Here is a 12,978-nt window from a genome sequence, read left to right as displayed (position 1 = left end):
TGTAACAGCGTCTAGCATATCTTGCGAAGGGCTGTCACAATGTGCGGTCATGCAGGCACGGTCGGCACTCTTCGACCTCTACGGCGACTATCTCCGCGCCCGAGGTGGTCGCGCGCCGGTCGCCGCCCTGGTCAAGCTTCTCGCACCGCTGGGCATCGCGCCACCGGCGGTACGGACGGCGGTCTCCCGCATGGTCCGCCAGGGTTGGCTCTACCCGACCCGTCTGAGCAGTGGACCCGGCTACCTGCTGAGTCCGAAAGCCGGCCGCCGGTTGGACGAGGCAGCAGCTCGAATCTACCGTACCGGCAAGATCGGCTGGGATGGTCGGTTCGATCTCATCGTCCTGCAACCCCCGCCGGCCCGCCGGGACCGTCAACGGCTCGACACCAGCCTCGCCTTCCTCGGCTACGGCATGATCGACGAGCAGACCTGGGTCGCCACCCGCACCGGCGAGGAGGTGGACGGGATGCTCAACGAGGCCGGCGTACGTTACGAACGCTTCTCCGCCACCCACACCGCCGGTACGCCGGGCGCGATGGGCCTGGTCCGGCGGGCCTGGGACCTCGACGAGATCGGCCGGGCGTACGACGGGTTCATCGCCGAGCAACGCGCACTCGTCGGCGCGGTGACCGTACGCAGCAGCGACGAGGACGCGTACGCGGTCCGCTTCCGCCTGGTGCACGCCTGGCGTACCTTCCTCTTCCGGGATCCGCAGTTGCCACCGGCGCTGCTGCCGGAGCGGTGGCCCGGCACCAGTGCGGCCGCCTTCTTCGACCGGCACGCGGCCCGCCTGCGTCCCGCCGCCGACCGGTACGTCGAGCACTGTCTCGACGTCAGCAGCAAGGTTCCCCGACAGAAGGGTCCGGAGAAATCGTGACCGAGCCGTTGCTCATCGAGCGTGCCGACGCCGTCGTCACCCTGACCCTCAACCGCCCCGAGGCGATGAACTCGCTCAACGTCGAACTCAAGATCGCGTTGCGTGACACCCTGGCCCAGCTGGAGACGGACCGGTCCTGCCGGGCGGTGGTGCTCGCCGGTGCCGGCCGGGCCTTCTGCACCGGGCAGGATCTGCGCGAGCACGTCGAGACCCTGCGCACCGGCCGGGCCGACCCGCTGAGCACCGTACGGGCGCACTACAACCCGATCGCCGCCCGGCTGGGCAACCTGCCCAAACCGGTGGTGGCGGCGGTGCGCGGCATGGCCGCCGGTGCGGGCGCGTCGCTGGCGTTCCTCTCCGACTTCCGGATCGGCGGCCCCACGACGAAGTTCCTGATGGCGTTCGCCAAGGTCGGCCTGGCCGCCGACACCGGCGCCTCGTGGTCGCTGCCCCGCCTCGTCGGGCACGCCAAAGCGGTCGAGCTGCTGATGCTCGCCGAGCCCGTACCGGCCGCCGAGGCCGACCGGCTGGGCCTGCTCACCCAGCTTGTCGACGACGACGAGGACGTCCTACCGGCCGCCCAGGCGCTGGCCGCCCGGCTCGCCGCCGGTCCGACCGTGGCGTACGGGGCGATCAAGCGGCAGCTGTCGGTCGGCGACGCCGGCACCCTCTCCGAGGCGCTCGCCGCCGAAGCCCAGGCGCAGGCGATCTGCGGTGCCACCGAGGACCACCGGGCCGCCACCGCCGCCTTCGTCGACAAGCAGCCGGCGGTTTTCGTCGGCCACTGAACCGGACTACCCGGCTCTTCGTCGGCCACCGAGCCGGGTGCCCGGAACACCGGTCGCACCCGGCTAAGGGCGTCCCCAGGGCAGCTCGGTGTGCTGGAACCACCAGCCGTCCTGCACGTCGTTCGGCTTGTCGTGGTACGCGCACCGACCCACGAACACCGGGATCTCTCGGTAGATCTCGCGGTAGCGTTCGCACTCGGCCTCGTCGTAGTACGGTCCGCTCGGGTACCAGGTCGCGGCGGACGCGGGTCCGGCCGCCGACGTGGCGAGAATCAGTCCGGAGAAGCAGGTGGCCACTGCCACGGCGACACGGTTGCGCATGACGTCTCCCAGCCTCGACACAGGGGGCACCCCATTATCAACGCACGTCTATCGATGCGACAGCCCCCCGTGGCAGGAATGGGCCCTAGTCGTCGTCCTCTTCCGGGTCCTGGTTGGCCTCGACCCCGAGCACGAACGCCTGCATGGCCAGCTCGTTGCCGGCCGGCGAGACGAACGCCGGCAGCTCCTGCGGCCCGAGGTCGCGCACGTAGGACCAGAAGATCCCGACCGCCTCGGCCGGTGACGCGGCCTCGATCGGCAGGTCCAGGCTGACCAGCCAGGTCTTCCGGTCCGGCGGCGGCCCGATCCGGTCGGCCAGCGCCCGGTAGGTGTCCGGGTCGACCGGGGTCAGCGGCCCGTCGAGGGTGAGCTGGTCGATCTGGGCCGGCCGGTCGAACACCCGCCGGGTGTACGTCACCACCAGCGCGCCGGGCCCCTCACCGTCGGGATCCCGGTCCTGCTCGATCGCGTACGGGGTGATCCGGCCCAGTGCCACCAGGAGTGGGCTGCCGCCGTCGCGCAGCACCAGCACCGGGTCGCCGTTGGCCGGCCGGTGCCGCCCCGCCAGGCCGGTGAACTCCACGGTGTCGTGGTGGAAGAGCCGCTCCGCCTCGTACCGCTCATCGCTGATGACCACCGCCCAGGCGCTCATGCCCGAGCCTCGTTCCGCTGACCCATGGCCCTATCCCATCACGGCCGCTACCGGCGGCTCGGAACGACCGGTGGGGTTCTCCCGTCGGACGTGGCAGCCGACGAGGTGGTCGTCGACCATCCCGGTCGCCTGCATCAGCGCGTACGCGGTGGTCGGGCCGACGAACCGGAAGCCCCGCCGCTTGAGTTCCTTGGCCAGGGCGGTCGACTCGGCTGTACGGGCCGGCACCTCGGCGAAGGAGCGCGGTCGGGCCCGCTGCCCGGTCCGGGCGAAGCTCCAGAGCAGGGCGGAGAGCCCGTCAGGCAGGTCGAGCGCGGCACGGGCGTTGTTGACGGCGGCCTCGATCTTGCTACGGTTACGAACAATTCCGGCATCACCCAGCAGTCGTACGACGTCCGACTCGTCGTACCCGGCGACGGTCTCCAGGTGGAAGCGGTCGAAGGCGGCCCGGAAGGCCTCCCGCTTGCGCAGGATGGTCAGCCAGGACAGGCCCGACTGGAACGCCTCCAGGGTGAGCCGCTCGAAGAGGGCGTCGTCGCCGCGCAGCGGCCGTCCCCACTCCTCGTCGTGGTATATCGCATAGTCCGGCGTGCTCGCACCCCAGCCGCACCGGGCCAGCCCGTCCACGCCGATCACCAGATCCGTCACGGTCACTACGGTAGGTCAGGCCAGCGGCCGATGCTAACCCGTCGGCAAGGCCGTGATCAGGGCAACTGCCCGCTCTCGACCAGCCGGGCGAACCGCTTCAGCGCCTGGCCGAGGCTGAGCTTCGACCCGGGCCAGAGCAACGGCCAGGCCCACCGGCCGACCGTGCCGCCGGGTAGGTGGAACCACTCGTGCCAGACCACCTGGGTCCGCTCACGGTCCATCGGGGTGCAGCGCAGCACGCCGGGACCGCGCAGCAACCGTCCACAGTGCAGCACCCGCAGCTCGTACGGGGCGTCCACCCGGGTCACCCGCATCTCGTCGCGCAGCACCGCCGGGCCGACCGTGGTCACCGCCTCGACCAGGCTGCCCTCGCCGCCGTCACCCTGCACCACCCGGACCCGGGTGAACGGGATCCACTCACCCTGCCGTTCCCACGCGGTGAAGGCGGCGAACACCGTCGCCGCCGGCGCCCGCACGATCACCGTCGCGGTGACCTCACCGGCACCCGGCGCTACGGTGCCGTCCAAACCGTCCGGACCGGTCCCGGTCACCCGCGCTCCGACCGGAGCGCCGGCCCGGCGCTCTCCGCCGGCACGTCCTCCCGCGCCGGTACGTCCTCCCGCGCTGGATCAGGCGCGGGTCCGGTACCGGTCGGCGCGGCGTCGGCCGGTGCCGAGGCGGCGTCCGGCACGGCCGCGCCGGCGCGCGCTGCCGGGGTGCCGGCGCCCGCGCCAGCTGCCGAGATGCTGTCGCCCGGCGCCGCGGCACTGTCACCCGGTACCGGGGTGCCGTCGCTCGCTGCCGGAACGCCGGGGTCGGCCGCGGTGGCGACTGCCGGTGCGGTGACATCGGTCGGGGTGGTCTCGGGTCGGCGGACCGGTGAGGCGTCCGGCACGACCTCTGCCCCGTTGGCGGCCGGCGCGAGCGCCGCCACCCGGGCCCGGTGCAGCGCGTCGGCGTCGGCGGCACGGCCCTCGCGCAACGCCGTCACCTCCGCCTCCAGCACACCGATCAGTTCGTCCTTGTAGCCGATGTCGTAGGCCGCCCGCTGGAACGCCTGGTCGACCTGGCTCATCCGGTACCCGCGCAGCGCGGTGTCGAACCGCACCTCACTGACATCGGACTCCGCCAATGGCCGGCTGCCCGGCAGCGGCACCGCCCGGCCGTCCGGCTCGGCCGGGGCGAGACCGGGATCGCTGCCGGTCAACAGCACGGTCACGCCGAAGACGACCGCCGCGGCGGTCAACGCCACAACCAGGAGGAGGAGAAACTGACCCATAGAAGAATCGTGTCACGACGGGCCCAGCCGGGCGACCCCGCCACCCCGCCGGACTCCCGTCGCACCCGGTCGGTGCCGGCCGGTTAGCGTCGGGACCATCGGTGTCGGCTTTCGAGGGAGGTTCCGGATGGGCCGGACGTTACGGCTGGGTACGCAGACCTTCGGCCCCGGTGACCTGGCCGTGATGGCGATCGTGAATCGTACGCCGGACTCGTTCTTCGATCGCGGCGCGACGTACGCGGCCGACGCCGCCCTGCGCGCGGCCGAACGGGCACTCGCCGAGGGAGCGCAGATCATCGATATCGGCGGGGTCAAGGCCGGACCGGGCGCGGAGGTCGGGGTGGCCGAGGAGATCCGCCGTACGGTGGCCACCATCGCCGCCGTCCGGGCCGCCTTCCCCGACGTGGTGATCTCGATCGACACCTGGCGGGCCGAGGTGGCCGTCGAGGCGGTGGCCGCCGGGGCGGACCTGCTCAACGACACCTGGTCCGGCGCCGACCCGGCCCTCGCACAGGTCGCCGCCGACACCGGCACGGGCCTGGTCTGCTCGCACGCCGGTGGGCTGAGTCCGCGTACCCGCCCGCACCGGGCGGCCTTCGACGACGTGGTGGCCGACGTGGTGTCGACGGTCACCGGGCTCGCCGAGCGGGCGGTCGCGCTCGGCGTACGCCCGGACGGGATCCTGATCGACCCGGCGCACGACTTCGGCAAGAACACCCGGCACTCGCTGGAGATCACCCGTCGGCTCGGTGAGTTGACCTCGACCGGCTGGCCGGTGCTGGTGGCGCTCTCGAACAAGGACTTCGTCGGCGAGACGCTGGACGTACCGGTCGACGAGCGGCTGGAGGGGACGCTCGCGGCGACCACGGTCTCGGCCTGGCTGGGCGCGCGGGTGTTCCGGGCGCACCAGGTACGCCAGACCCGGCGGGCGCTGGACATGGTCGCCTCGATCCGGGGCGACCGTCCGCCCGCGCTCTCCCGGCGCGGCCTGGCCTGAGCCTTCGGCCGACCCGCGCCTCAGTCGGACCAGCGCAGGATGTTCTTGCGCCAGGCGTAGAGGATGCCGAGCGCCAGCACGGCGACGAAGATCGCCATCTCGACGACGGTGACCAGGCCGAAGCCGGGACGGTCGAAGACGACCGCCCAGGGGAAGAGGAAGACCGCCTCCACCGCGAAGAGCACGTACAGGTAGGCGTAGACGTAGTAGCGGATCTGCACCTGTGCCCAGCCGCTGCCGACCGGGTCGACCCCGCTCTCGTAGCTGGTCCGCTTGCCCGGCGGGTCGGCCGGGTGGGCCGGCCGGAGCAGCCGGTTCGCCGAGAACGCCCCGACGAAGACCAGGACGCTGGCGAGCAACAGGAGCCCGAGCGTCGCGTACGACCCGAGATAGCCGCTCATGCGCGGCAGCCTACCGGTACTCCGGGGCCGGTCAGGGCTGACCGGCGCGCAGCAGCCGGCGGCGGGTGCCGTACCTGCGGCGGACCTCGGTGGTGGTGACGCCGAGCGCGAGCGCGATCTGGGGCCAGTTCAGGCCGGCGTTGCGGGCGCGCCGTACCTGGATCGCCTCGGCCTTCTCGGCGCTGCGGCGCCACTCTCCGGCGGCGCGCAGGGCCCGCCGGGGGTCGTCGTCGGATTCCTGTGCGACCAGTGACATGACGGCACCTCCCAGTTCCTACCGTCAACATACGTTGACGAAACCGGATCGTCAACACATGCTGACGATGGCACCCGGACGTTACGGATTTGTTCCGTGTGGAGTCGGCGCACCCGGCCCGGCCGCGTCGAATAATGAGGCAGACCAAGCGGCACCACCGGAGGACTGATGGCAGGCGTGGAGTTCGAACCACGTACTCGCACACCTCGGCACACCGTCCCCCGGGCCGCCGGCCGCAGCCGTACGCCGGGCCGGGCGCGCGCCGGCGCCGCGCTGGCCGTCGCCGCGCTCATCGTGCTCACCACCGTCGGGTCCGCCGCGATCACGGCCGCCGGAGCGGGCCGGGCCGCCGCGACCACCCGCGCGGTGCCCGAGTCGGCGCAGCCGACCGGCGGCGGAACCGCCCCGGAGGAGCCGGAGCCGAGCCAGCCCCCGGAAACCGGACAACCGACGGTCGCCCCGACCACACCACCGGCCACCGAGCCACCGACCACGGGCCCGACAACGAGCGGGCCGACCGACCCGCCCCCGCCGGGCACCCCACCCCCGACCGGCGACCCCGGCACCACCCCGTCCACCCCGCCACCGCCCGGCATCCCGCCCAGACCGCCGACGCGGCCGGGCCCACCCCGCCTCGGGGTCACCGTCACCACCGGCGACATCACCCTCACCGACGCCTACTGGAGCGCCCGGAGCACCACCGCCGAACTGCGGGTCACCGTGACGAACACCGGTGACGGGCCGGCGCTCGTCGGGCTGCGGTACACGCTGCCCGACGGCGTCACCGACGCCGGCACCGAGGGCTGTTCGGCCACCGGGCGTGGGACGTACCAGTGCGGCGCCTGGACCACCACGGCCGGTGCCCGGTTCAGCGCCCGGATCCGGGTGCTGGTCGCCGGCGACGCCTGGCAGCGACTGCCGCTCGACGGCTCGGTGCAGGTCAGCGCCACCGACCCGGTCCGGTCGGGGGTGGCGGCGGTGACCGACGACGAGGGCTTCGCGGTGCTCTTCCCACCCGGCCCACCGTCGGCCGGGGTGACACTCGGCGCCGACGAGGTCAGCTTCGACGTGACCGGGACGCCGACCACGCTGGTGGTCCGGCTCGGCAACACCGGTGCGGCCGACGCGGCGGGCACCATCGAGGTCGTCCTGCCGGCCGGGGTCACCGTGCCGACCCCGCCGGCCGGGTGCCGATCCACCGCGCCGTCGCCCGCCACCCCGGCACCGAGCGGCCCCGACCCGGCCGGCACGTCGCGCGTCGGCTGCGACCTCGGCCGGATCCGGGCCGGGCAGACGGCAACCGTACGGCTGCCGGTCGCCGCGACACCCGACGCCCAGCGGATGGCACCCCTGTCCGGTGCCGCCATCGGCACCCTCACCCCGGCGCACGGCCGGACCGGCCGGATGCAGATGAGCTTCCGGATCAGCGCGGTCGCCGCCGGCACCACCACGACGGCCGGCGTGACGCCGGTCGGTTCGCAGGGGGTCCTGCCGGTAGTGCGACCCGTCTCACGCCCGGACGACGGGCTGACCGGTGTGCAGCGAACCGCGATCGGGCTGATCGTGATCTCCGGTCTGCTGGTGGCGCTCGCGCTGACGCTCGCGGCCGTGACGCTGCGCCGGCACACCCTCTGACCGGCACGGACCTTCGCGATCGTGCGGACTTCAGGAACTGCCGGGCAATCAGCGGTGACGGCGTCGACCTCGGGCGATGATGGATCGGGAAGCGGACCGAACCCCAGTGATCTGGGTTACGTCGATAAAGTTTGACCGGGCAAATACCGGCAAATCCGCTTTCTTGCCCTTCCCATCCGACGGACCTGGGGGAAGGTTTACCTAAGGGTCCGACGTAGGCTCTCGATGAGAGACAGGGCGGGGACAGACCGCAACGTCCGAACCGCCGCCGGCGACAGGAGGTCACGTGACCAAGCAGGTCCGTCAACTGGATCGGGTGGTGATCCGGTTCGCCGGCGACTCCGGCGACGGGATGCAGCTCACCGGCGACCGCTTCACCTCGGAAACCGCGCAGCTCGGCAACGACATCTCGACGCTGCCGAACTTCCCCGCCGAGATCCGGGCACCCGCCGGCACCCTGCCCGGCGTCTCCAGCTTCCAGGTGCACTTCGCCGACTACGACATCCTCACCCCGGGTGACGCGCCGAACGTCCTGGTCGCGATGAACCCGGCGGCGCTGAAGGCCAACCTGACCGACCTGCCCCGTGGCGCGGACATCATCGTCAACACCGACGAGTTCACCAAGCGCAACCTGGCCAAGGTCGGCTACACGGTCAGCCCGCTCGAAGACGGCTCCCTGGACGCGTACGCGCTGCACCCGGTCGCGCTGACCTCGATGACCATCGGGGCGCTGGCCGAACTGAACGTGGCCAAGAAGGACGCCGAGCGGGCCAAGAACATGTTCGCCCTCGGCCTGCTCTCCTGGATGTACTCCCGGCCCTACGCCTCCACTATCCGCTTCCTCGAACGCAAGTTCGCCAAGCGGCCGGAGCTGATCGCGGCGAACACCGCCGCCTTCAAGGCCGGTTGGAACTTCGGCGAGACCACCGAGGACTTCGGCGTCCGGTACGAGGTCAAGCCGGCCAAGATGAACCCCGGCACGTACCGCAACATCACCGGCAACGCGGCCCTGTCGCTCGGCCTGGTCGCCGCCGGAGTACGCGCGAAACTGCCGGTCTTCCTCGGCGCCTACCCGATCACCCCGGCCTCGGACATCCTGCACGAGCTGAGCAAGCACAAGCGGTTCGGCGTCACCACGATGCAGGCCGAGGACGAGATCGCGGCCATCGGCGCGGCACTGGGCGCGTCGTACGGCGGTGCGCTCGGCGTGACCACCACCAGCGGCCCCGGCGTCGCCCTCAAGGGCGAGACCATCTCGCTCGCGGTCGCGCTCGAACTGCCGCTGGTCATCGTCGACGTGCAGCGGGCCGGCCCGTCGACCGGCCTGCCGACCAAGACCGAGCAGGCCGACCTGAACATGGCCCTGTACGGCCGGCACGGTGAGGCACCCGTCGCGGTGATCGCCCCGAGGTCCCCGTCGGACTGCTTCCACGCCGCGATCGAGGCGGCCCGGATCGCGCTGACGTACCGCACACCGGTGATCCTGCTCTCGGACAACTACGTCGCCAACGGCTCCGAGCCGTGGCTGCTGCCCGAGGTCGACTCCCTGCCCGACCTCCGGGTCGAGTTCGCCACCGAGCCCAACGGCGAGGACGGCACCACGTTCCTGCCCTACCTGCGCGACCCGGTGACCCTGGCCCGGCCGTGGGCCATCCCCGGCACACCCGGCCTGGAACACCGGATCGGTGGGCTGGAGAAGGCCGACAAGACCGGCGACATCTCGTACGACCCGGCGAACCACGACTTCATGGTCCGTACCCGGGCGGCCCGAATCGAGGCCATCCCGGTGCCGGACCTGGAGGTGGAGGACCCGGACGGCGACGCCCGGGTGCTGGTGCTCGGTTGGGGTTCGACCTACGGCCCGATCGGCGCCGCCTGCCGGGCGCTGCGGCAGAACGGGCTCTCGGTGGCCCAGGCGCACCTGCGCCACCTGTCGCCGATGCCGGCCAACGTCGGCGAGGTGCTGAAGGCGTACGACCGGGTGGTCATCCCGGAGATGAACCTCGGTCAGCTCGCGCACGTGATCCGGGCCCGTTTCCTGGTCGACGCGATCAGCTACAACCAGGTCCGGGGCCTGCCGTTCACGGCCACCGAGCTGGAGTCCATGCTGGAAGAGGTAGTGAAGAATGCCTGAGCCCCTCGCTCTCAAGCTCACCGCCAAGGACTTCAAGTCCGACCAGGAGGTGCGCTGGTGCCCCGGCTGCGGTGACTACGCGATCCTGGCCGCCGTGCAGTCGTTCATGCCGGAGTTGCAGATCCCGCGCGAGCGGACCGTGTTCGTCTCCGGCATCGGCTGCTCGTCCCGGTTCCCGTACTACATGAACACGTACGGGATGCACTCGATCCACGGGCGGGCGCCGGCGATCGCGACCGGCCTGTCGGTCTCCCGGCCGGACCTGTCGGTCTGGGTGGTCACCGGTGACGGCGACGCCCTCTCCATCGGCGGCAACCACCTGATCCACGCGCTGCGCCGCAACGTCAACCTGAAGATCCTGCTGTTCAACAACCGGATCTACGGCCTCACCAAGGGGCAGTATTCGCCCACCTCGGAGGTCGGCAAGATCACCAAGTCGACCCCGGTCGGCTCGGCGGACTCGCCGTTCAACCCGCTGTCGCTGGCGCTCGGCGCGGAGGCGACCTTCGTCGGCCGCACCATCGACTCCGACCGCAAGCACCTCCAGTCGGTGCTCCGGGCCGCCGCCGAGCACCAGGGCTCGGCGTTCGTCGAGATCTACCAGAACTGCAACATCTTCAACGACGGCGCGTTCGACCAGCTCAAGGAGCCTGGCACGCGCGACGACTACCTGATCCGGCTGGAGCACGGTGCGCCGATCACGTTCGGCGCACAGGGGCAGTTCTGCGTCGTACAGACGCCGGGCGGCTTCGGCCTGGAGGTGCGCGACACCGCCTCCGTACGCCCCGAGGACATCGTCGTGCACGACACCGGTGTGACCGAGCCGGCGTACGCGTTCGCGCTCTCCCGGCTGCCCGGCTTCGACCTGCGCAACACCCCGATCGGGGTGCTCCGCAGCGTCTCCCGGCCGTCCTACGACAGCATCGTGCAGGAGCAGGTGGCGACCGCCGTGGCGGGCAACACCGACACCCCGGAGCAGCAGCTCGCCGGCCTGCTGAACAGCGGCGACACCTGGACCATCATGTAGTCCACCGGACATCGGCAGACACGAGCAGGGCCCCGCGGTCGTCCGTGGGGCCCTGCTCGTGTCGTACGGGAGGGGTCGGAGCGGTCAGACCTGTGCCGTGGACGGGCGGTCGTCGCGTACGTAGACGAGCATGTCCCCGGTCTCGATCCGCACCCCGGCCGGTTCCACCACCGAGACCACCTTGCCGCGCCGGATCAGCGCGATGACCAGCGCCTCCACCTCACGGGGCGAGGTGCCGACCTCGTGCCGCTCGGCCGAGCGCATGGCCAACGCCATGCCCTGGCCGGGGGTGAGCAGGTCCTCGACCACGTCGATCAGCGGCGGGGCGGAGGTGGACAGGCCGAGCAGCCGACCGGCGGTGGCCGACGAGACGATCACGTGGTGCGCGCCGCTCTGCTTCAGCAGGGGGGCGTTCTCGGCCTCGCGTACGGCCGCGATGATCCGTACCTGGCCGGCGGTGAGCTGCCGTACGGTGAGCGCGACCAGCACCGACGCGTCGTCGCTGTCGGTCGCGATGATCACCGCTTTGGCGTTCTTGACGTGCGCCTCGTTGAGCACGGAGGACCGGGTGGCCGAGCCCTCGATCGCGACCAGACCGGCGGCGGTGGCCTGCCGTACGGCGGTCGCGCTCCGCTCCACCACGACGATCTTCGACTTGTCGTATTCGGTCTCCAGCAGGGCGCTGATGGCGCTGCGCCCCTTGGTGCCGTAACCGCAGATGATGACGTGGTCTTTCACAGTTTTCCTCCACCGCGTCATGCGGAGGTTGGTGCGGTACTGCTCGGTCAGGACTTCCAGCGTGGTACCGACCAGGATGATCAGGAACAGCACCCGGGCCGGGGTGATGATCAGGACGTTCACCAACCGGGCGGAGGGTGAGATCGGCGTGATGTCGCCGTACCCGGTGGTCGAGAGGGTGACCACCGCGTAGTAGGCGGAGTCGAGCAGGGTGAGGTTGTCCTCGTTGACATCCCGGTAGCCGTCCCGGTCGATGTAGACCACGAAGACGATGATCAGCACCAGCCCGATGGCGGCGAGAAGTCGCAGGCTGAGGGCACGCAACGGGCCCTGCCGGACGGCGGGGAAATGGATCACCGCGGGTCCGGTCCGGTCGCCACACTCTGCTGCACGCCCACAACATAGCGGGTACGCCCGGCCGGGAGTGCACGGGCGGCCGACACCCCACGTCGACCTGCACGGCCGCCGGTCACCCCGCCGTCACCGGTGGTTCCGACCTGATGACGCTGGTTTGATGCACATGCGTCTGTTTCGACGCATGTCGACAAATATTCATGCCAGATCGAGATCGACGTCCGACGATTCATCGAGACTGGGCAGACCCGGTAACCCGCCGGTAACAAACCCCCCACCCCCCGGGTGCCCAACAGGGCATCGCTTCGTCCGGAGGTATCCCCCATGCCCCGTCGGTTGACCACAGTGCTCGCCGCCGCAGCGTTTGCCCTGCTCGGCATCCTCGGCGTCGCCTCGCCCGCAGCCGCGGTGACGCCCGCCCAGAAGCTCTCCGTACTGACCGGTTGGACCCAGACCAGCGCCGCCAGCTACAACAACTGGAACGCCGCCCGGAACAACAAGGCGCCCTGGGCCGACTACAACTTCGACTGGTCCACCGACTACTGCTCGTCGAGCCCGGACAACCCCCTCGGGTTCAACTTCGAACTCTCCTGCTACCGGCACGACTTCGGCTACCGCAACTTCAAGGCGGTCGGCCAGTTCCCGAACAACAAGTCCCGGCTGGACAGCGCCTTCTACGAGGACCTCAAGCGCTCCTGCGCCACCTACAACTCGGTCGTACGTCCAGCCTGCTACAGCCTGGCCTGGATCTACTACGAGGCGGTGAGCATCTTCGGCAAGGTGGCCGTGAGCCAGGCCGACCTGGACCGCGTGGCCAAGATGAAGTCCGACGCCGAGCGCAGCGCCGGCCTCGTCCACTGAGCAGGTTCCA

General features: G+C 71.1%; 15 protein-coding genes. 7 read left to right on the top strand and 8 right to left on the bottom strand.

Annotation, left to right across the window (positions count from 1 at the left end):
- The first annotated feature begins 49 nt into the window (after positions 1-49).
- Together ACZ6QQ_RS25115 and ACZ6QQ_RS25110 are read left to right on the top strand one after the other, a co-directional pair.
- Entirely contained in the window at positions 50-877 is an 828-nt protein-coding gene (locus tag ACZ6QQ_RS25115; RefSeq protein WP_465879513.1) for a PaaX family transcriptional regulator, read from the top strand.
- Entirely contained in the window at positions 874-1,665 is a 792-nt protein-coding gene (locus tag ACZ6QQ_RS25110; RefSeq protein WP_465879512.1) for an enoyl-CoA hydratase-related protein, read from the top strand. Before ACZ6QQ_RS25115 ends, ACZ6QQ_RS25110 begins: the two co-directional genes overlap by 4 nt.
- A gap of 63 nt (positions 1,666-1,728) precedes the next feature.
- Here the strand turns inward: ACZ6QQ_RS25110 and ACZ6QQ_RS25105 are convergent, their stop codons facing one another.
- The 5 genes from ACZ6QQ_RS25105 to ACZ6QQ_RS25085 all read right to left on the bottom strand — a co-directional run bounded on the left by ACZ6QQ_RS25105 (position 1,729) and on the right by ACZ6QQ_RS25085 (position 4,565).
- Positions 1,729-1,986 carry a hypothetical protein gene (locus tag ACZ6QQ_RS25105; RefSeq protein WP_465879511.1) on the bottom strand — a complete coding sequence of 86 codons (258 nt, stop codon included), beginning with the start codon at positions 1,984-1,986 and terminating at the stop codon, positions 1,729-1,731.
- Between the two features lie 85 nt (positions 1,987-2,071).
- Positions 2,072-2,638, bottom strand: coding sequence for a hypothetical protein (locus ACZ6QQ_RS25100; RefSeq protein ID WP_465879509.1), 567 nt, complete (start codon positions 2,636-2,638; stop codon positions 2,072-2,074).
- A gap of 30 nt (positions 2,639-2,668) precedes the next feature.
- Entirely contained in the window at positions 2,669-3,286 is a 618-nt protein-coding gene (locus ACZ6QQ_RS25095; RefSeq protein WP_465879508.1) for a DNA-3-methyladenine glycosylase I, read from the bottom strand.
- 56 nt (positions 3,287-3,342) lie between these two features.
- Positions 3,343-3,837, bottom strand: a complete 495-nt coding sequence (locus tag ACZ6QQ_RS25090) for an SRPBCC family protein (RefSeq protein WP_465879507.1) — start codon at positions 3,835-3,837, stop codon at positions 3,343-3,345.
- The gene (locus ACZ6QQ_RS25085; protein ID WP_465879505.1) at positions 3,834-4,565 is read right to left on the bottom strand and encodes a DivIVA domain-containing protein; all 732 of its coding nucleotides are present in this window, start codon (positions 4,563-4,565) and stop codon (positions 3,834-3,836) included. Before ACZ6QQ_RS25085 ends, ACZ6QQ_RS25090 begins: the two co-directional genes overlap by 4 nt.
- 127 nt (positions 4,566-4,692) lie before the next feature.
- On the opposite strand from ACZ6QQ_RS25085, the gene folP reads away from it, so the two are divergent.
- Positions 4,693-5,562 carry a dihydropteroate synthase gene (gene folP / locus ACZ6QQ_RS25080; RefSeq protein WP_465879504.1) on the top strand — a complete coding sequence of 290 codons (870 nt, stop codon included), beginning with the start codon at positions 4,693-4,695 and terminating at the stop codon, positions 5,560-5,562.
- Positions 5,563-5,582: 20 nt separating this feature from the next.
- Here folP and ndhC read toward each other — a convergent pair whose 3' ends face one another.
- Complete coding sequence (gene ndhC, locus ACZ6QQ_RS25075) at positions 5,583-5,963, bottom strand: NADH-quinone oxidoreductase subunit A (RefSeq protein WP_329104743.1); 381 nt, start codon at positions 5,961-5,963, stop codon at positions 5,583-5,585.
- Positions 5,964-5,994: 31 nt separating this feature from the next.
- Positions 5,995-6,219, bottom strand: a complete 225-nt coding sequence (locus ACZ6QQ_RS25070; RefSeq protein WP_465879503.1) for a hypothetical protein — start codon at positions 6,217-6,219, stop codon at positions 5,995-5,997.
- A 168-nt stretch (positions 6,220-6,387) separates the two neighbouring features.
- On the opposite strand from ACZ6QQ_RS25070, the gene ACZ6QQ_RS25065 reads away from it, so the two are divergent.
- From ACZ6QQ_RS25065 to ACZ6QQ_RS25055, 3 genes are all read left to right on the top strand, one after another.
- Entirely contained in the window at positions 6,388-7,854 is a 1,467-nt protein-coding gene (locus ACZ6QQ_RS25065) for a hypothetical protein (RefSeq protein ID WP_465879502.1), read from the top strand.
- A 286-nt stretch (positions 7,855-8,140) separates the two neighbouring features.
- Positions 8,141-9,988 (top strand): 2-oxoacid:acceptor oxidoreductase subunit alpha, encoded by a 1,848-nt coding sequence (locus ACZ6QQ_RS25060; RefSeq protein ID WP_465879500.1) that lies wholly within the window; start codon positions 8,141-8,143, stop codon positions 9,986-9,988.
- A complete protein-coding gene (locus ACZ6QQ_RS25055) occupies positions 9,981-11,015 on the top strand; it encodes a 2-oxoacid:ferredoxin oxidoreductase subunit beta (RefSeq protein WP_465879499.1) in 1,035 nt (344 codons plus the stop codon). Before ACZ6QQ_RS25060 ends, ACZ6QQ_RS25055 begins: the two co-directional genes overlap by 8 nt.
- Before the next feature lie 84 nt (positions 11,016-11,099).
- Here ACZ6QQ_RS25055 and ACZ6QQ_RS25050 read toward each other — a convergent pair whose 3' ends face one another.
- Positions 11,100-12,110, bottom strand: coding sequence for a potassium channel family protein (locus ACZ6QQ_RS25050; protein WP_465879498.1), 1,011 nt, complete (start codon positions 12,108-12,110; stop codon positions 11,100-11,102).
- Positions 12,111-12,431: 321 nt separating this feature from the next.
- Here ACZ6QQ_RS25050 and ACZ6QQ_RS25045 point away from each other — a divergent pair, with 321 nt between their 5' ends.
- Complete coding sequence (locus ACZ6QQ_RS25045; protein WP_465879497.1) at positions 12,432-12,968, top strand: phospholipase; 537 nt, start codon at positions 12,432-12,434, stop codon at positions 12,966-12,968.
- Positions 12,969-12,978 lie beyond the last annotated feature (10 nt).

The organism is Micromonospora sp. NPDC049529, assembly GCF_055586685.1.
Note: the sequence above shows the minus strand (reverse complement) of the source record. Positions and strands in the feature narration are given on the sequence as shown.

Bases quoted from the DNA above. Each gene is read 5' to 3' on its own strand.
- ACZ6QQ_RS25065 (WP_465879502.1), top strand. From the start codon at position 6,388: ATGGCAGGCGTGGAGTTCGAACCACGTACTCGCACACCTCGGCACACC.
- ACZ6QQ_RS25085 (WP_465879505.1), bottom strand. From the start codon at position 4,565: ATGGGTCAGTTTCTCCTCCTCCTGGTTGTGGCGTTGACCGCCGCGGCG.
- ACZ6QQ_RS25100 (WP_465879509.1), bottom strand. From the start codon at position 2,638: ATGAGCGCCTGGGCGGTGGTCATCAGCGATGAGCGGTACGAGGCGGAG.
- ACZ6QQ_RS25115 (WP_465879513.1), top strand. From the start codon at position 50: ATGCAGGCACGGTCGGCACTCTTCGACCTCTACGGCGACTATCTCCGC.
- ndhC (WP_329104743.1), bottom strand. From the start codon at position 5,963: ATGAGCGGCTATCTCGGGTCGTACGCGACGCTCGGGCTCCTGTTGCTC.
- ACZ6QQ_RS25055 (WP_465879499.1), top strand. From the start codon at position 9,981: ATGCCTGAGCCCCTCGCTCTCAAGCTCACCGCCAAGGACTTCAAGTCC.
- ACZ6QQ_RS25105 (WP_465879511.1), bottom strand. From the start codon at position 1,986: ATGCGCAACCGTGTCGCCGTGGCAGTGGCCACCTGCTTCTCCGGACTG.
- ACZ6QQ_RS25070 (WP_465879503.1), bottom strand. From the start codon at position 6,219: ATGTCACTGGTCGCACAGGAATCCGACGACGACCCCCGGCGGGCCCTG.
- folP (WP_465879504.1), top strand. From the start codon at position 4,693: ATGGGCCGGACGTTACGGCTGGGTACGCAGACCTTCGGCCCCGGTGAC.
- ACZ6QQ_RS25045 (WP_465879497.1), top strand. From the start codon at position 12,432: ATGCCCCGTCGGTTGACCACAGTGCTCGCCGCCGCAGCGTTTGCCCTG.